Annotated in this window: 13 protein-coding genes; 4 read left to right on the top strand and 9 right to left on the bottom strand. The window is 28.9% G+C overall.

Translation table 11 applies throughout. From position 1 onward, the window contains the following. Positions 1 to 23 precede the first annotated feature (23 nt). On the top strand, positions 24 to 2,846 hold the full coding sequence (locus DS884_RS00555) for a M16 family metallopeptidase (protein WP_233487085.1): 2,823 nt from the start codon (positions 24 to 26) through the stop codon (positions 2,844 to 2,846). A gap of 51 nt (positions 2,847 to 2,897) precedes the next feature. Here the strand turns inward: DS884_RS00555 and DS884_RS00550 are convergent, their stop codons facing one another. The 5 genes from DS884_RS00550 to DS884_RS00530 form a co-directional block, all read right to left on the bottom strand. After that, on the bottom strand, positions 2,898 to 3,851 hold the full coding sequence (locus DS884_RS00550) for a glycosyltransferase (protein WP_093870917.1): 954 nt from the start codon (positions 3,849 to 3,851) through the stop codon (positions 2,898 to 2,900). Then, positions 3,851 to 4,630, bottom strand: coding sequence for a DUF3050 domain-containing protein (locus tag DS884_RS00545; protein WP_113785373.1), 780 nt, complete (start codon positions 4,628 to 4,630; stop codon positions 3,851 to 3,853). The genes DS884_RS00550 and DS884_RS00545 overlap by 1 nt, the downstream gene beginning before the upstream one ends. Positions 4,631 to 4,709: 79 nt before the next feature. Next, complete coding sequence (locus DS884_RS00540; protein WP_093870915.1) at positions 4,710 to 5,522, bottom strand: enoyl-ACP reductase; 813 nt, start codon at positions 5,520 to 5,522, stop codon at positions 4,710 to 4,712. 88 nt (positions 5,523 to 5,610) lie between these two features. Then, positions 5,611 to 7,263 (bottom strand): DNA repair protein RecN, encoded by a 1,653-nt coding sequence (gene recN, locus DS884_RS00535; RefSeq protein ID WP_113785372.1) that lies wholly within the window; start codon positions 7,261 to 7,263, stop codon positions 5,611 to 5,613. Between the two features lie 98 nt (positions 7,264 to 7,361). After that, positions 7,362 to 9,185, bottom strand: coding sequence for a cation:proton antiporter (locus DS884_RS00530; protein ID WP_113785371.1), 1,824 nt, complete (start codon positions 9,183 to 9,185; stop codon positions 7,362 to 7,364). Between the two features lie 78 nt (positions 9,186 to 9,263). Between DS884_RS00530 and DS884_RS00525 the strand changes: the two genes are divergently transcribed. Then, positions 9,264 to 10,091, top strand: a complete 828-nt coding sequence (locus DS884_RS00525) for a universal stress protein (protein WP_233487084.1) — start codon at positions 9,264 to 9,266, stop codon at positions 10,089 to 10,091. A gap of 5 nt (positions 10,092 to 10,096) precedes the next feature. After that, a complete protein-coding gene (locus DS884_RS00520) occupies positions 10,097 to 12,316 on the top strand; it encodes a SulP family inorganic anion transporter (protein ID WP_113785370.1) in 2,220 nt (739 codons plus the stop codon). On the opposite strand, the gene pbpC is transcribed toward DS884_RS00520, so the two are convergent. Further along, positions 12,300 to 14,642 carry a penicillin-binding protein 1C gene (pbpC, locus tag DS884_RS00515; protein ID WP_233487083.1) on the bottom strand — a complete coding sequence of 781 codons (2,343 nt, stop codon included), beginning with the start codon at positions 14,640 to 14,642 and terminating at the stop codon, positions 12,300 to 12,302. The genes DS884_RS00520 and pbpC overlap by 17 nt on opposite strands. A gap of 95 nt (positions 14,643 to 14,737) precedes the next feature. Here pbpC and DS884_RS00510 point away from each other — a divergent pair, with 95 nt between their 5' ends. Next, entirely contained in the window at positions 14,738 to 15,685 is a 948-nt protein-coding gene (locus DS884_RS00510) for a tRNA dihydrouridine synthase (RefSeq protein ID WP_113785368.1), read from the top strand. Positions 15,686 to 16,341: 656 nt separating this feature from the next. Here the strand turns inward: DS884_RS00510 and DS884_RS00505 are convergent. The 3 genes from DS884_RS00505 to DS884_RS00495 form a co-directional block, all read right to left on the bottom strand. Continuing rightward, complete coding sequence (locus DS884_RS00505; RefSeq protein ID WP_113785367.1) at positions 16,342 to 17,022, bottom strand: type 1 glutamine amidotransferase domain-containing protein; 681 nt, start codon at positions 17,020 to 17,022, stop codon at positions 16,342 to 16,344. 139 nt (positions 17,023 to 17,161) lie between these two features. Beyond that, positions 17,162 to 17,746 carry a Crp/Fnr family transcriptional regulator gene (locus tag DS884_RS00500; RefSeq protein WP_113785366.1) on the bottom strand — a complete coding sequence of 195 codons (585 nt, stop codon included), beginning with the start codon at positions 17,744 to 17,746 and terminating at the stop codon, positions 17,162 to 17,164. 24 nt (positions 17,747 to 17,770) lie between these two features. Beyond that, complete coding sequence (locus DS884_RS00495) at positions 17,771 to 19,420, bottom strand: DUF4419 domain-containing protein (RefSeq protein ID WP_158530803.1); 1,650 nt, start codon at positions 19,418 to 19,420, stop codon at positions 17,771 to 17,773. Between the last annotated feature and the right edge of the window lie 178 nt (positions 19,421 to 19,598).

The following is a 19,598-nucleotide window of genomic DNA, read 5'->3' as shown; positions in this document are numbered from 1 at the left end:
ACTTAATCAAATACTTATTCACTATGAAAAAAATTCTTTATTCAATTTCTTTCGCTTTACTGATGACACTACCCGGGTATAGTCAGGCTTTAAAAAAAGCACCAAAAGGAAAAGAAAGTATTAAGTCAATGCCAATTCCAACCGACCCTTCTGTTAAAATTGGAAAACTTTCAAATGGTATTACCTATTATATTAAACAAAACCCTAAACCAGCTAATAAAGTAGAATTGCGTTTAGCAATCAATGCAGGTTCTATTTTAGAAGATGATGATCAATTAGGAGTTGCTCATTTTATGGAGCACATGAATTTTAATGGAACCAAAAACTTTAAGAAAAACGAGCTAATTGATTATTTACAATCTATTGGTGTTAAGTTTGGAGCTCATTTAAATGCTTATACTGGTTTTGATCAAACTGTTTATATTTTACCTATACCAAGTGATGATGATAAAAAACTTGAAAAAGGTTTTCAAATTATTGAAGATTGGGCGCATGGAGCTCTTTTAAATGGTAAAGATATAGATGAAGAGCGTGGTGTTGTTTTAGAAGAATATCGCTCTAGAAGAGGTGCAGATAGCCGTATGCTAGAAAAATACTTACCTAAAGTTATGCATGGCTCTAAATATGCTAAAAGATTACCTATAGGAACCAAAGAAAGTATTGAAACTTTTAAACATGAAAGTATTCGTCGTTTTCATAAAGACTGGTACCGTCCAGACTTAATGGCTGTTATTGCTGTTGGTGATGTTGATGTTGCTACTTTAGAACAAAAAATAAAAGCTCATTTCGAAAGGATTCCAGCAGTAAAAAACCCAAGAAAAAGAAAAGTTTCAACTTTAAAAAACCACAAAGAAACATTTATCGCAATTGAAGCTGATAAAGAAGCTGCTTTTTCAAGAGTACAATTAATGTATAAAGACTATGATGAAGCTAAAGCAGATGTAACTATCAATGATTACAGAAATTCTTTAGTTAAGTCATTATTTTCTCAAATGTTAAATAACAGATTAAGTGAATTAAGAGAAAGTGAAAAACCTCCATTTGTTTATGGTTTTAGTTATCATGGAGGAACTTGGGCTAGAGGTAAAAATGCATACCAATCAACAGCAGGAACAAGTGCTGATGGCCAATTAAATGGGTTAAAGGCTTTATTAAATGAAAATGAAAGAGTTAAACGATATGGTTTCCAAGCCGGTGAGCTTGATAGAGCTAAGAAAAATGTAATTGCTCGTATTGAAAAAGCTTTTAAAGATAAAGACAAAAGAGAGTCTAGAAGAATAGTTGGGCAGTACGTAAATAACTTTTTAGAACAAGAAGCTATTCCTGGAATTAGTTGGGAGTATAAAGCTCATATGGGATTATTACCTTCTATTAAATTAGAAGAAGTAAACAGTATTATTAAAAACTTTTTACATGATGATAATCGAGTGGTTGTTATAACTGGCCCTAAAAAAGTAGTTACAGAATCGCAAGTTACCCAAGCTTTAAAAGAAGTTAAAACAAAAGAATTAAAACCATATGAAGATAAAGTAGTTGCTACTTCATTAATTACAAAAGCTCCTAAGTCTGGTACAATTATTAGTACTTCTAAAAATGATAAATTAGGAACAGTTACTTTAGTTTTAAGTAATGGTGCTAAAATTACTTACAAAAAAACTGATTTTAAAAATGATGAAATTTTATTTGATGCTTTCAGTTTTGGTGGTACCTCATTATATAGTGATAGTGATTTAAAAGCTACTACTTTTGCCAACGGAGCATTATCTCAAGCTGGAGTTAATGGATATTCAAAAACTGATTTATCAAAAATGATGTCGGGTAAAATTGCTCGTGTAACTCCATATATAGGTACATATAGTGAAGGCTTTAGAGGTTCTGCTTCTCCTAAAAACTTAGAAGATATGTTTCAAATGGTTCATTTATATTTCACCTCTTTAAATAAAGATGAAAAGGCTTTTAAATCATTTGTAAATAAACAAAAGAGTTTCTTAGGTAATTTATTAGCTAGTCCAAACTTTTTCTTTCAAAAAGAAATGGGTGATTTTATGAATGCTGGTAATCCTCGTTATTCAGGATTCCCATCTCCAGAGGCATATGATAAAGCTGACTATAACTTAGCTTACAAAAAATATCAAGAACGTTTTGCTGATGCTGGTGATTTTAATTTTTATTTTGTTGGTAATATTGATGAAAAAAAATTAGCTGAATATGCAATGAAATATATTGCTGGTTTACCTAACAAGAATTCGAAGGAAAACTATAAAGTACATAACTTTCGTCCAAAATCTGGAAACCATACAAAAACAATTCAGAAAGGAAAAGCACCAAAAAGTAATGTTAGAATAACATATCAAGGGAAAGCTAAATACAATAAAAAAGAAGCTTTAGCTTTTTCTATTTTAGGAGATGTAGTTGCTATTAAGTTAACTGAAAAACTTCGTGAACAAGAAGGTGGTGTATATTCATCAAGAACACGTGGTAGAATATCAAAAATGCCTTACGGTTGGTTTAACTTTAGTATTTCTTACCCTTGTGCACCTGAAAATGTTGAGAAACTTAAAAACATTTCTGTTAACCATGTTGCTTCTGTTATTAAAGATGGACCAACTGAAGAAGACGTAATGAAGGCCAAAAAGGGAATGATTTCAGATTATAGAGATGACCTTAAAAAGAATCGTTTTTGGTTAAGAACTATTAAAAACATTGATTATCAAAAGAACGAGGCTTCTGATCCAAGTGATTTTGAAAATAGAATTAATGCTTTAACTAAAAAAGATATTCAAAACGTAGCTAAAAAATATTTAACTAATGGCTATATTTTAGGAGTTTTAAACCCTGAAAAATAAGACACTCAATAAATTAATAATATACAAAGTCCTCAATTTAATTGAGGACTTTTATTTTTCTATAAACTTAGATTGTAAGAACCCTAATCCATACCCATAGAATTGAGTTAATGTTGTAATTATACTCAAAAAAGCAACTTTAAAGCTTTTGTTTTCAAATAATGAATTTAAAAAAAGTATTACAAAATAAAATGCATAAAAAAGAATAGGTATCCAACTACCAAATAATAATAAAATGATAGTGATATCTATTCCAATAATAAATAAACTTGGAAACCAATAAGTAATTTTAGCTGTTTCAGGGTATTTTCTATTTAATTTAGGTCTTGCAGTACCAAAAGCAAAAGTTTGTTTAAAAAACTGTTTAATAGTAGTTCTCCGCTTATGGTACACAAATGCTTTTTCCAGTAATTGAGTATTAAACCCACTTTCTAATAAACGGAAACTTAAATCAATATCCTCTCCAGCCTTTAATTTAGAAAAGCCTTTTGTTTTTTCAAAAGCTTTTTTAGATAACCCGAAATTAAAACTTCTTGGTTGAAATTTACCTACACTTTTCTTTTTTCCTCTAATGCCTCCTGTAGTTATAGTAGAAGTCATAGAATAGTTAATTGCTTTTTGAATGGCAGTAAAACTATGATGAGCCGCATCAGGCCCTCCAAAAGCATCCGTGAAATTTTTAGTTAATTCGTTTTTAACTATTGACAAATATTTTTGGGGTACAATTACATCTGAATCTAGTATAATAAAATAATTTCCTGAGGCCTTTTTCATTCCATAGTTCCTACTTAAACCTGCTCCAGTATTTTCTTTATAAAAATATTTTATATTTAATTTAGCATTATACTTTTCTACTATACTAACAGATGACTGATCAGAACCATCTTCAATAATAATAACCTCAAATTCATCTTGATAATCTTGTTTTGTGATACTCTCTAATAATTCATCAACTTCATCAGGACGATTATACACAGGTATTATTATAGAAAAATATAACTCCATTAAACAAGTGTTAATTTCTTATTTTTTTTCGCAATTCCATTCCAAAGTGCTATTCTTTTTTCTAATGAAGCTTTTGCGTAATAAAGCACATCATTCCACTTTTGTTCGTCATTTCCACATAACTCTTCAATCATTTGCAAAGCTAACGGGCCATGTTCTCCTCCATCTAACTCAATATGTCTGTTTAAATAAAAAAGTAATTTACTATAATCTGTATTCTCCTTTTCTTCTGTTTTTTTAACAATCTCAATAAACATATCTGGTATTACATCTTCTCTTCCAAAAGTAAAACTAGATGCAATTATGTGAGGTTCTTTTGTATTAATTACTTCAAAAGTAAATAATAAAAACTCTTTTGTTTCTTCATTTATTGATAACTTACCTATAATATTTTCAATACTTTTTCCTTCTATTAATTCAGAAATAAAAGTTGAAATTTGCAATGTATTAGCTTTTACTTGTTGCATTGCATCTATATACATTTCAAAATGGCTTCTAGGTTCTCCTAATTCATTTAAATCGGTCTCCTCTTCTAAAACTATTTCATTAATAAAACGAGCTGCAGTCGAATTAATAACTGGTATCCAAGGTAAGTTTGTACAAGTTAGCTGTTGTTGTAAGGCTTTCAATAATGACATAAAATCCCAAACAGCAAAAACATGTTCTTCCATAAATACTTTTACATCATCAATTGTATTTAATGATGCATATAATTCATGCTCTCTTAACTCTAACCTTAACCCTTCTAACTCTTTCTCTATTAATAAAATACAATCCATACTCTTTTAGTTTCAATAAAAAATGCAAATCTAACGATTTGCATTTTATGTTTTTTTATGAATTCTTAAAAAAATTCTTTTATTCTGTAACAAATTTATCCATTACGGCATCACTAACTCCCATATTAGAAAACCCTCCATCATGGTATAAGTTTTGTAATGTAACTTTCTTTGTTAAGTCTGAAAATAATGAAATTGTATAATCTGCACATTCTAATGCTGTTGCATTTCCTAATGGTGACATTTTTTCAGCATAAGAAATAAACCCATCAAATCCTTTTACACCACTTCCTGCTGTAGTTGGAGTTGGAGATTGTGATACAGTATTTACTCTAACTTTATGATCACGTCCAAAGAAATACCCAAAACTACGAGCTATCGATTCTAAATATGCTTTATTATCAGCCATATCATTATAATCAGGGAACACTCTTTGAGCAGCCATATATGTTAAAGCCACAATACTACCCCATTCATTCATTGCTTTTTTGTTGTACAAAACATTCATTGTTTTATGAAAAGATAATGCCGAAACATCAAACCCTTTCATTGTAAAATCGTATTTTGAATCAGTATAATGGCGACCTTTACGCACATTTACCGACATACCTATAGAGTGTAAAACAAAATCAATTTTACCCCCTAAAATTTCCATAGATTTTTCTACTAAATTATTTAAATCATCCATAGAAGTTGCATCAGCTGGAACAATTTGTGATCCTGTTTTTTCAGCCAACGTATTTAATTCTCCCATTCTCATTGCTATAGGAGCATTTGTTAAAACAAATTCAGCTCCTTCTTCATGTGCTCTCTCTGCTACTTTCCATGCTATTGAATGTTCATTTAAAGCTCCAAAAATAATTCCTTTTTTACCTTTTAATAAATTATACATAGTGTTGTTATAGTCTTTTCTTTAGTTATTTGAGTATTTCTTCTTTAAATTAGTAGTTTACCTAATCAATGAAAAACTTTTATTATTGTTATCCTAATAATTCTTTAGCATGTGTTAATGCACTTTCAGAAAAATCTTTTCCGCTTAACATTTCTGCTATTTCAGCAACTCTTTCATCATAGTTTAAGCGTTTTAAATTTGAAGTAGTTACCCCTTTTTCTTCTCCCTTAAAAACTTTATAATGTTGCTGTCCTTGTGAAGCTATTTGCGGTAAATGTGTAATAGTTATTACTTGCATATTCTCACCCATATCATTCATTATTTTTGCTATTTTATTTGAAACTTCTCCAGAAACACCTGTATCTATTTCATCAAAAATAATGGTTGGCAATTGAATATTACTTGAAAGTGTTTTTTTAATGGAAAGCATTATTCTGGAAAGTTCACCACCAGAAGCTACTTTTTTTAGTTCACCGAAATTACCACCTTTATTTGCTGAAAATAAAAACACTAATTCGTCTTTACCATTTACTGTATAAATTTCACTTGGTTTTACTTCTATTAAAAACTGTGCATTTGGCATACCTAACTCAGTTAATAAATACTTTAACTCTTTTTGTAACTTAGGTATTCCTTTATTTCTTCCTTTAGTAATTAAACTAGCTACTTCATCTAATTTAACAGCTACAGCTTTAATTTCAGATTCCTTCTTAGTTATATTTTCACTCGCTCCTTCAACTTGTGCTACTTTTTCTGATAATGATTCATGAATTTTTTGTAATTCTTCAATCGTAGCCACACCATGTTTCTTTTCTAAGTTATATATAAGTTGTAGTCTATCGTTTAGTTCTTCTATTTCATTCGGATTAAAATCTACTTGTTCATTGGCAGATTCTAATTCAGTTACAATATCATCTAATTCAATTTTTATACTTGAAACTCTAGAAGTTAATTCTTCATATTCAGCTGAAAAAGAACTTATTTTCTGTAACTTACTTTCTAAAGAATGTAATTGAGTTTGTATACCTAAATCTTCATTAACAGTTATTTGTAAACCTTCAGATAAGTTTAACTTAATATCTTCAATATTATTAAGTTTTTCAATCTTCTCTTCTAAAGTTTTTTGTTCTCCTACTTTAAGGTTTGCTTCTTCTAGTTCATTAAATAAATGAAGATTATATTCGTATTGTTCAGTTGACTTTTGAGCCTGATCTTTTAACTCTTTTAATTCTTTTTTTAATCCATTATACTTACGTAAACCTCTTTTATAAGAAGCTATTTTAGCCTGATTTTTAGCTAGAGCATCAAGAATTGAAAATTGAAAGTTAATATCAGATAACTGTAAAGTTTGATGCTGAGAGTGTATATCTATCAATTTTATTTTTAAAGCTGTTAAAACTGATAGATTTACAGGAGTATCATTTACAAAAGCTCTAGATTTACCAGATGGTAAAATCTCTCTTCTTATAATTGTTTCCTCTTCATAATCTACATCTAATTCCTCAAAAACGGATTCTAAATTGTATCCATCTAATAAGAACTGAGCTTCAATAATACATTTTTTTTCTGCATTTTTTAGTGATGACAAATCAGCTCGATTTCCCATTACTAAACCTAAAGCTCCTAATAAAATCGATTTCCCCGCTCCAGTTTCACCAGTTATTATAGATAGCCCTTTGGTGAAATCAATCGATAATTGATTGATTAAAGCGTAATTATGTATTTTTAAATGTGTAAGCAAATTCTAAACTTTCTGAAAGATAAAAGTAAGTATTTTGAATGAATAAAAAACATATAGATTTTTAAAAGTATTTTGGTATTTAAAACATCAGTTTTTAATTAGAATTCTAACTTTTTACCTACATAAACTAAACTCCAGTTTTCCATAGATGTAATCTTTTTTTCAAACTCTGAAATTAATAAGATTTCATTTGATTTATTTTTTACCAAAATAGGAATAGATTTCAGTTCTTCATTGATTTTCCCTAGTACAGTTTTATACTCTTCCTTAGATTTAATAAGAGTTTCATGAACTTCAGGAAATTCTCTGATAGTCTCTAGTAAACTAAAATAATCATCTTCTTTGGTAAATAACTTTTCCTCATCTTCATATTCTTTTGTATTTACTTCTTTAGAGTTAGCTAAACGGTAAGAACCTTGCTCTCCAAAAATAGACGAGAAATTTGACATTGCATATTCATTTATTGAGTCACTTCCTGTCATTGCTATCATATAACCTACGTCATTTAACTCTATGTTATCAGTAAGCTCATTGTCATATACATTAATTTCATAGGATTCTAATCCTTCATTATTAGCCTTTTCTATATTATCTCTGTTAGAATCAATAATCACTACCCTTCTATCATTCTCTTGCAAATACTTTGCTATTAATCTAGCTACTTCAGATGCTCCTATTATCATTATTGCATTTGATCGTTTTAAAAACACACCTACTAATTTAGCAAACAATCTTGCAGTGGTTGCATTTAACAATACAGTACCTAAAACAACCATAAAAACAAGCGGAGTTATATACTCAGCTCCATCTACTCCTTGCTTCATTAACTTAGATCCAAATAAAGAAGCAATACCTGCTGCAACTATACCTCTTGGTCCTACCCAACTAATAAAAAGCTTTTCATTTGTTTTTAAATTAGATTTATGCGTACTTAAAAACACTGCTAAAGGTCTTATTATAAAAACTATTAATGCAAAAAGTAATAATGTTTTCCACTCGTACAATAGCATTAGCTCTTTATAATCCATATTCGCAGCTAATAAAATAAATAATATAGAAATTAATAATACACTAAGAGATTCTTTAAAATATAATATTTCTTTTAAATCTTTTAACTTGCTATTTCCTAGTACCATTCCCATAACTACCACAGCTAATAAGCCTGATTCATGCGCAAACAATTCAGACTCTACAAAAACTAACAATACAGTTGATAATGAAACTACATTTAACAAGTAATGTGGAACCCATTTTTTATCAATTATGAAAATTAAAGCGTGCGCAAATGTAAATCCGAATGTTGTTCCAAATAATAAAATTTTTAAAAACTCCAATAAAGCTGTTAAAGTAAATCCAGCTCCTCCTCCAACACTAATAAACTCAAATACCAATACGGCAACTAATGCTCCAATAGGATCAATTAATATTCCCTCCCATTTTAGTACAGCAGAAACATCCTTCTTTAAAGGTATATTTCTTAAAATAGGAGTAATTACCGTTGGTCCTGTAACAATAATTAAACCTGAAAACAAAAATGAAAGTTTCCAATTTAAATTGAATATGTAATGAGCAGTAATCCCTGCTCCGAAAAATGTAATTGCCGATCCTAGCGTTATTAACTTACTAATAACAGGTCCAATATTCTTTATTTCCCCTCTTCTTAACGTTAATCCTCCTTCAAAAAGAATAATACTAATAGCCAATGAAACAAAATAATACAGCCCATCTCCAGGAAATAATCCTTTTTCTCCATTCCAAACTGGCTCAATCCATTTACTACCATCTTCATTAAAAAACTGAGCCGCAATAGGCCCTACAATCAATCCAATTAATATTAAAGGTAAAATAGCAGGAATCTTAAACTTCCATGCAACCCATTGTGCTAAAATCCCTAAAATTATAATCCCAGCTAATTCAATCATAGTTTAAATTTAAGTTTCATAGTTTTGTTTCCTAAAACTACAATAAAATTTTATATTCGAAGTCTAAAATTTACAATTTTGATTAACAAAATTATTATAGGTATTGCATTTTCTCCTAATTTAAAAGCCAATTTACTAGAGGCTATCAGATTAGCGAACATGTTTAAAGCAGAATTGATAGGTGTTCATGTTGGTGAAAAATCAGTTCAAAAAGAAAATCGATTAAAAAAATTGCTTTTTGAAGCACCAAAGCTACTAAAAGGATTTACAACTATTTGGCAAGAAGGAGAGCCAGTAGATGTTATTTTGAGTACCACAACTCAACAGCAAGCAGATTTACTTATTTTAGGAGCCTTACAAAAAGAAAATATCTATAAATATTATGTAGGATCTATCGCTCGAAAACTAACAAGAAAATCTCCTTGTTCTGTTTTACTTTTAATAAAACCTTCTACTGAACGTGTTCCTTGTAAACATATTGTTGTTAATGGTTTACAAGATGAAGATACAGAAGAAACTATTAAAACAGCTTTTACTATTTCAAAAAATTTAGATTGTAAAAGAGTTACCATTGTAGAAGAAATTAGTCAAAACGAATTAAACGTAACAGTAAGTGATGATAAAACACTTCTTAAAGCAACTGAAGTAAAAGAACAGTTAAAAAACAGAGAAGATTTACGTGTAAAAAACATACTTAAAACTATAGATATTAAAGATATAAATGTAAAAACGCAAAGTATTTTCGGTAGAAGAGGATATTCTATTGGGCATTATGCTAAAGTTAAAAGAGCTGATTTACTTATAATGAATGCTCCAAAAAAAACAGGGATTTTACATAGAATTTTCCCTCATGATATAGAATATATCTTATCAGAATTACCAACCGATGTTTTAATAGTTAAATAATATAGATGGGAAGAAAGAATAATATTAAAACATTTTTAGGAGAGTTACCTCAAAATATATTTGCAGGTTTTGTTGTTTCATTAATAGCCCTTCCTTTGGGGTTTGGATTAGCTTTAGCTTCTGGTGCTCCACCAATGTCAGGAATTATAGCCGCAATAGTTGGTGGATCTGTAGTTGCTATTTTAGGTGGATCTAATGTTACTATAACTGGTCCTGGTAATGGTTTAGTTGTTGTTATTTTAGCTGCTATTACAACATTAGGTGCTGGTGATATGCAGCAAGGATTCTTATATACATTAGCTGCTATTGTAGTTTCTGGAGTTATCATGATTATCCTTGGTTTCCTTAGACTTGGTTCTTTAGGAGACTTTTTTCCTTCGTCCGCCATCCAAGGAATGTTAGCTGCAATTGGTATAGGAATATTCGCCAAACAAATACATGTTATGTTTGGTAACCTGGATGCTAAGGGTAGTATTATTGACTTGTTACTTCAAGTACCTGAAGGCATTGTTAATTTTACAAAAACAGATAGTCAAAGTGTTTTTTATGCTGGAATGGTTGGTGTTATAAGTTTACTTATAATGATATTTTATAGTAAAATACGTAATAAATACTTTCAATTAATCCCTGCTCCTATGTGGATTGTTGTTTTAAGTGTTGGTATGTATTATTACTTTGATATGGTATCACCTTCAACATATCCAATAGATAAAAGTTTATTAATAAACTTACCTGATAATGTACTTTCTAGCTTTGCTTTCCCTGATTTTGGAAAAGTATACGATTTTGAATTTATTAATGCTGTTATTGCAATTACTTTAATTGCTAGTATTGAAAGTTTATTAAGTATAAAAGCAGTTGATAAACTAGACCCTTTAAAAAGACGTTCAAATGTAAATAAAGATATTAGAGCTTTAGGATTAGCTACGGTAATCAGTGGTTTTCTAGGTGGTTTAAATGTGGTTACAGTTATTGCTCGTAGCTCAGTAAATGTTAACAACAAAGGGAGTAATCGTTCTGCTAACTTTTTTCATGCATCTTTTTTAGTTGCTTTTATTTTACTATTTGCTTCAGAGTTACGTAAAATACCATTACCTGCTCTTGCAGCTATTTTAGTTTATACAGGTTACAAATTAGCCTCACCTGAAAATATTAAAAAAGTATTTAAAATAGGAAAAGAGCAATTAATTATATTCTTAATTACATTATTTACCACTATTACTACCAATTTAATTACAGGAATCCTTGTTGGTATATTTTCTACCTTTATTATTCATGTAATTATTAATAAAAGTTTCATGTTTTTCATTAGAAACTTATTAAAGCCAAATGTTTTAATGTTTACTGAAGATGGTAAATATTACGTTTCAGTTGAAAATTTCTCAAGCTTTTTAAACTATACTCGTTTAAAATCTAAGCTAAACCAAATACCTGAACATGAAGATGCTATTGTAGATTTCTCTTTATGTGATTTTGTTGACCATTCAATTATGGAAAATATGAACAACTACATTGAGACTTTTAAACGAAAAGGCGGATACTTTGAAATTATTGGTTTAGATGGTTACAAAACTGGAAGTGAACATCCATTTGCTTTACGTAAAAACATACCAACAAATTTAATTGATAAATCGAAAAAAACTGTTTTAACAAAACGCCAAAAATCAGTTTCTAAAATTAGTAAAGAGTTAGGTTGGAGTTATAAAACCACTCCAAAAGAAGTTACTGAAATCCCAGAATTTGGATATTTTAAAACACGCCAAATTAATAAAGTATCTAACATTTTATCAAATGAAAATTGTGCTTTATTTGATGTTGAATTTTCTGAAGGAGAATTAATCGCTAAGCAAATTATTAAGGCAACAATGTTTTATATTAGTATAGATGAAAAAGTTCCTGAGTTTACTTTAGATAGAGAAGGAATTTTCGAATACATCTATCATTTTGCAGGCTTTAAAGATATTGATATTGAAGACCACCCTGATTTTTCTAGGCGTTTTTATTTATCAGGAAAAAACCAATTTGACATAAGAAGTTTTTTCACTGATGAATTAATTTTATTTTTTGAAAGTAATAATTATTATCATATTGAAGGTAGTAAAAATGGACTACTAATTATCGGTAAAGAACGTTTGGCTGGTGTTAAAGAAATTAAACAACTAGCTAATTTTGGAATTCGTTTAAAAGATGTTATTCATAAGGAAGAGCCTATATCAGTTCTATAGTTCTCTTTCTTTCATTTCCTAAATCGTCTATTACAGTAATTTTATAGACTCCTTTTTCTTTAGGGTTTATAGCTTGCTCGTGGTATTCTTTTGTTTCTCCTATGAACACATTATTTAAATACCAATAAACTTTAGCTTCTGCATTTGCGTGAGTTAATTTAAGTATTAGTGGGTTTGTTTTAGTATCCTCAGATTTTGTTAATGAGATTTTTGAATATTGTTTTGTTGGAAAAACAAAGTCCATTGTATTGGAATCTAAAATAACACAATCACTTCTATAACTTGGTAATACTCTATAATTAGCATTTTTTTGCTGGTAATAATGTGCCATTAATGGAGGCAATATGAACCATGTTTTATTTTTTATATTAGTAACAGATTCGCAATTTGAATTTACTCTAAATTTTTCAGTTTGATCAATACTTATTTGCTTATGATATGGGCATGATTTAGCTCGTACTCCATTTTTTTGGACTCTTTTAATAATTGAATTACATATTGGTAATGCTAAATAACCACTTTTTTCACAAATACTTTCTTCAACCAAGTTTTCATAAGGGGCTAAAAACCAATTTGACTTTGGTAAAACATCAAAAACATCAAACATTAATGGAGCAGCACTACCTACACCTGTTAAATCTGGCCTTCCTTCCCCATCAGAATTACCTACCCAAACACCTACAACATACTTTGAATTAGTTCCTATAGCCCATGCATCTTTATTACCAAAACTAGTACCAGTTTTCCATCCTATTTTTTGAGAAGAATCAAAATATTTCCATGCTTGATCTGTAAATGGTCTATTTACTTCAGTTAAGGTATTTAGTGTTAAAAAAGCGGTGCCTGCATCTATTTTATTGTATTTCTCAGTTGTAGCTCCAAAATTAACCTCATTCAACTCTATAAAAATAGGCTCTATAAATTCATTTTCATAATATTTATGTCCCAATTTTTCATAATGATTAACAATACCTGAATAACTTGCAAAGGTTTTACACAAATCCCATAAGCTAGCCTCTGCTCCACCTAAAATTAAAGATAACCCATAATAATCGGCTGATTTATTAATATGCTTTATCTGATACTCTTTTAAATCTTCTCTGAATTTTTCCAATCCATACGACTGTAACATACGTACGGCAGGAATATTCAGCGAACGAGTTAATGCTTCGTTGGCTGGAACTGCACCATCAAAAGTCAGGTCAAAGTTTTTTGGTGTATAGCCTGCAATTTCTGTTGGAACATCAGGTATTAATTGAGTAGGAAGTAAATTTCCTGATTGAAGCATTTGCGCATATAAAAAAGGCTTTAAAGTACTACCTGTACTTCTTGGAGAAATCACATTATTTACATCTTTTTGATGTTTTTTATTAGTTGGAGAATTCCCTATGTAGCTCAATACTTTTCTAGTTTCAACGTCTAATACTAGTACAGCAATATTAAAAACTTCATTCTGCTTTTGTCGTTCGTAATGTTGTTTTACTAAATAATTTACACGTTTTTGTAAATGAAAATCTATGGTACTTTTTATATGTTTTCCTTTGAGTTCCTTTCCTACTTCTTGAACAAAATGAGGAGCAATAGAAGGAAGAGGAAAAGGTTTTTGAGGTAACTCTTCTTCTAAAGCTAATTCATAAGTAGTTTTATCTATTATTTTTTCTTTGTAAAGTTTATTTAATAGCCTGTTTCGTTTCTTTTTTAATTTTAATTGGTTTTTACCTGGATATATCAATGATGGTGCATTAGGCAACACTGCTAAAGTAGCACTTTCAGCCCAAGACAGTTGGTTAGGTTGTAACCCAAAATAACGCCAAGAAGCCATTTCTAAGCCTACAACATTTCCTCCAAAAGGTGCATGTGACGCATATAACTTTAATATTTCTTTTTTTGAAATTCTAAACTCTAAACGAGTTGCATAAATTAATTCCTTTAATTTTTCAATATAAGATCGTCTTTTATTTTTACGCGACAAACGAATTACTTGTTGAGTAATAGTACTTCCTCCTCTAACAACTCTTTTAGCTTTAATATTCTCTTTTAATGCCTTTACAAGAGAAACTGGATTGAAACCAAAGTGTTTATAAAAATGAGCATCCTCAAATTGTAAAATACATTGTTCAAATTTTTTAGGAATAGAATCTAACTCTGGAAACCTCCATTGTCCATCATCAGCTATAACTGCACCTAGCAATTCTTTATTTTTTGCAATAACAACTGTTGAAGTAGGATCTTCAAATAGTTTTTCGGGTAAACAGAAATAATATAGAACTAATAAAATAGCACTACTAATTATTTTTATTTTATGTTTTTTAAAAAAAACTAACACCACTTTTCTTTTACAATTTATACATATCAAAAGTATAAAGTTTATAGTTAAAATATCACAGATAAGTCTGCTATATTTGCAGCTTTAAATTTACTATGAGTTTTACCTTACTTTCATCACCTTTACAAGGTTTTACAGATTTCCGTTTTAGAAATGCACAAAACAAATATTTTGGTGGTATTGATACTTTTTATGCCCCTTATATTCGTTTAAATGGGAAATTTAAAATAAAATCAAGTTATCAACGTGATTTACAACCTGAAAATAACAGAACTTTAAAGGTTATACCACAGGTAATAACAAATGATCCTGATGAATTTTTATTTGTAGCTAAATACGTACAAAGTCTTGGTTACAAAGAATTAAATTGGAATTTGGGTTGCCCTTATCCAATGGTCACAAAATCTGGTATGGGATCTGGTTTAATTTGTAACCCCGCAAGAATTGATGAAGTTTTATCTAAAGCACATAATGAAACTGATATTTTAGTTTCTATGAAAATGCGAATGGGATATGAAAATAGCGAAGAAATTCTACACGCATTCCCTACTTTAGATAAATATCCTCTTAAAAATGTAGCCATTCATGCACGAATAGGAAAGCAATTATATAAAGGTGGAGTTGATTTAGACGCTTTTCAAAAATGTATTGATACTTCAAAACATCAATTATACTATAATGGCGATATTACTTCTGTAGAAGGATTCAAGTTAATGACAGAACGTTTTCCTAGCATTACTCATTTTATGATTGGACGAGGTTTAATTGCTGATCCATTTTTACCACAAATGATAAAAGATAACACTACAGAGTATCCTAATGATAGATGGCAACGTTTTGAAGCTTTTCATAATGAAATTTATCAACAATACGACGAGGCATTGTCTGGTCCTACTCCTATTAAAATGAAAATGCTCGGTTTTTGGGAATACTTTTCTAAATCTTTTTCTGACCCAAAAAAAACTTACAAGAAAATAAAAAAAGCAGGGAATCAAAAAAAATATCAAGTAGCTGTTAAAGAAATATTTAATAATGAAAAATAAAAAAAGTTTATAGCTTAAAAAATATTTTTTTTTATTTGTAATGATTGCTATTAACTAACGACTAAGCATACTAGAATTGAAAGGATAGATTTTAATTTTTGAAGGGTTAATTTACTATCACTTAAATAAAAAGGAACTCATAGTATGAGTTCCTTTATTTTTTGATATCCTAACTTAAAGTTTCTTTTTCTATTTTTTTCAATTCAATGGTGTTTTAATACTACTTATCGAAACATAACGCCTATTCAACTAATAATCAGATAATTTACTTAGTTCTTAAATTATATTTACAGTGTAGTTTAAAATTTGATTTTTCATTTTTTGGAAAATGTTTGGTTAGTTAGGAAAGAAGTCTTCGCAAGAATACTTCTTTCTTTTTTTTATAAAACTTATTTTAGTTGTTTACTATAAAATCTCAAATACCGTTTATCTATAGATACATTCTATTCAACTAATTTAATTCAACAAAACTCTTTCTTTAAATTACTTTTATGTAGAAGTTTTAAATAATTTCATTTTTAGTAAGTTTAAATTAGTTTGAGAGAAGGAGTAATTTTGAAGGGTTACTTCTTTTCTTTTTTATTTATAAAAAGCATACTAATAAAAAAGCGACCTGAATAAAAATTCAAATCGCTCTTATCATGTTTTATGTAGTTTTATTTCAGTTTTTTTAATAAAATTTCAGCCACTAATTCAGAAGATGCTGGATTTTGACCAGTAATTAATAATTCATCTTCTAAAACATAAGGTACCCAATCATCACCTTTAGAAAATATTGCTCCATTTCCTTTTAGCATATTTTCTACCAAAAAAGGTACTACATCAGTTAATTGCACAGCTTCCTCTTCAGTATTAGAAAATCCAGTAACCTTTTTCCCTTTTACTAACAGAGTTCCCTCTTCATTTTTTGTATGTTTAAAAATAGCTGGTGCATGACAAACAGCACTTACCGGTTTATTATTTTTTATGAATGATTCAATTAGTAAAATTGAATCTTTGTCTTCTGCTAAATCCCATAAAGGACCATGCCCTCCTGGATAAAATACAGCATCATAATCTGCTTGATCAACTGTGTTTAATTTTATTGTTTTTGATACAATCTCTTTTGTTTCTTCATCTTTATAAAACCTAATTGTGGATGCAGTTTGAAAATCTGGTAATTCACTTTTTGGATCTATTGGTGGTTGCCCTCCTTTAGGTGATGCCAAAATAACCTCAACATTATTATCTTTAAAAAAATAATAGGGAGCTGCAAACTCTTCTATCCAAAATCCAGTTTTTTCACCAGTAGTCCCAAGTTCATCATGACTAGTTAATACAAATAATACTTTTTTCATTTTTTCTACTTTTTGTCTGAGTAAATTATTTTATTTAATGATCATTGTATCGCAGGAGAATATTTATATATACTCAAGTTGATACTTAAACAAAACTATAATACTTAAGACTTAAAATAATTGATGTATGGTAAGAAAACTATTTTTCAGCAATTTCTTTTCTAATTCTACTTAAACTTTCTGTTGTTATTCCTAAATAGGAAGCTATGTGGTAATTTTTTACACTTATTTCTATATTTGGGTATGTTTTAACAAAAGTAATATACCTTTCTTTTGCTGTTTGAGATAAAGCACCAAGTATTCTTTTTTGAAAACTAGAAAAAGCTCCTTCCATTTTCCTTCTAAAAAAAGTTTCTAATTTTGGTATAACTGTATATAAACTTTCCATTGACTCTTTAGATATCTTATATACAACTGCATCCTGGATGCAATCAATAGTCATAATTGCTTTTGAAGTTGTAAAAAAAGCTGTATAATCACTTATCCACCAGTCTTGAATAGCGAATTGTATAGTATGCTCTTTACCATCTTTACCTATAAAATAAGCTCTTAAACAACCGCTATAAATATAATATTGATTACCTACTGTTTTTCCAGAATTTAAAAGTCTGTCTCCCTTTTTTATAATGATTTTTTCAAATTTACGTTCAACAGTGCTTATTTCATCAACAGAAAAATTTATACCTTTAAAAATAGATAGTAATATGGATGTTTTTGAATTCATTTTTAATATACTATTGGAAAATTTTCAATTTTTCTCTATTACTATTTTAATTTTACTATTTACGCTAACTAATTTAGTTGAGTCTACTTCTTCTTTAAACATAACTGCCTCAGATAGCTTCACCTTTTCCGGATTCCACTTAACACCTTTTTCATTTAACCAAGTTTGTACTTTTAACTCTAATTTTTTATTATCCGTTATAATAATTGGTTTTCCATTTGATAATATATAAAAAGTTAATGTGTCACCTTTCTGACTATAATTAGGATAAACTATTTTTGATACTTGTTTCCTAAAATGAGTGAGTCCCTCTTCAAACTGAAAATCTTTTTTTATAGGATATATTGCTTTTTGAATAACTGTAGAATCATTCTCATATATATGTGGTATCCATTTAGGGTCTCTATGAATGACTTCATTACTTTGTGACCTTAATAAGGCAGGTTCTTTTTCATTTTCTTTAGAAATAGCCCAAGTAACCCATGGCATTAATGAACCATCTACATATTGCTTTGCTCCCATAATTCCAGAATAAAGAAATAGTTTAGTTCTTTCATTTTTTAGGTGATTTTCCCAAATAATATTCGCTTCACTTTTATAATTTGGAAAAACATCAATATTTAATTTTGAGTATAAGTATTTATCACCAACTACGTATTCATTTTTTAAAAACCTATGTTCAACCTTCATCATTCCTAATTCCTTATCGTAAACACCTGCTCCTAAAACTTCTATATAAGGATAAAGTTTAATGATCCATCCAGAAATAGAGAACTCACCATAATCTAAATATTCTTTATAAATATTTCTCCAAAATTTTTCGTTCATAGTATTAGTATAGACTGCTATAAACTCATCTAGAATAAGTTCTAGTTCTTTACGCCAAAAACCTAATTCTAAATCATCTAAGTTTGATAAACTTTCTTTTATTTTTATCCAATCAGATTTAGTTCCCGTTAGGGTTATATAAGGAATGCCGCAACCTCCTTCACCTAAGTATGTAAAAGCCTTTTTATATCCATATAAAATATTAGCTTGATAAGCTATATGAATATTTTCTGTTGTGGTAGAAAATTTGGGAGCTAAAAAAGAAAACATATCTTCTTTTGTGTATTTTCTTGTAGAATTTGTTAAGCTAGTTATTAAACTTTTCCAATGTTTTACTCCATACTCTAAAGAGTCGTTTCTAACTTTTATAACCTTAGGCTTATTTTTCTTAAATAATTTAACATCTAATTGTTTAAATTCTTTATTTATATGTGTTGAAACCCCTTGAGCTATTGTCATCCATATAACATCTGGAGATAATACTAACGGTCTATGCTGTCCATAACATATATTTATAGTGTTAATAAGCCCATTACCACTTATTGGAACCAACTTTAATTGAGTATCATTACTATCTGGGAAATAAGTAATTTGTTTTCTTATAAAATTTGCTACAACTTTTTTAGCTGGAAATGTTTCAAGAAGGGTGTCATTCTTTAATACATTGTCTACTTTAAACTTTATTCCATTTACAGATTTGTTTTCATTTAAAAAAAAATCATCAACTTTCTGAAGTTTAAGAGTATCTGAAGTTATCTCTGTGTTTTTTTTTCTTTTCTCAAAACTACAGGCGAAAAATAAACATGTAAAACTTATAAGCATAAATGTTTTACAAAAAAAGTTCATAGTGTTTAATATCATTTTAAAGCAATTATAATGTAAATTTAAATTAAATACTCGAATACGATTATTTATACTCCTTTTTTTAATTCCTTTTTTATTTTCTAAAACGAAAGGTTCACTAACTTTCTTATTATTTAAACTAGGGCGCTATCATAATCTAAGTAACCTTACTAAAAGTAAG

Source organism: Tenacibaculum sp. E3R01, assembly GCF_003318185.1.
Taxonomy (GTDB): Bacteria; Bacteroidota; Bacteroidia; order Flavobacteriales; family Flavobacteriaceae; genus Polaribacter; species Polaribacter halocynthiae.
The sequence above is the reverse complement of the archived record's forward strand: the minus strand, read 5'-3'. Positions and strand labels throughout refer to the sequence as shown.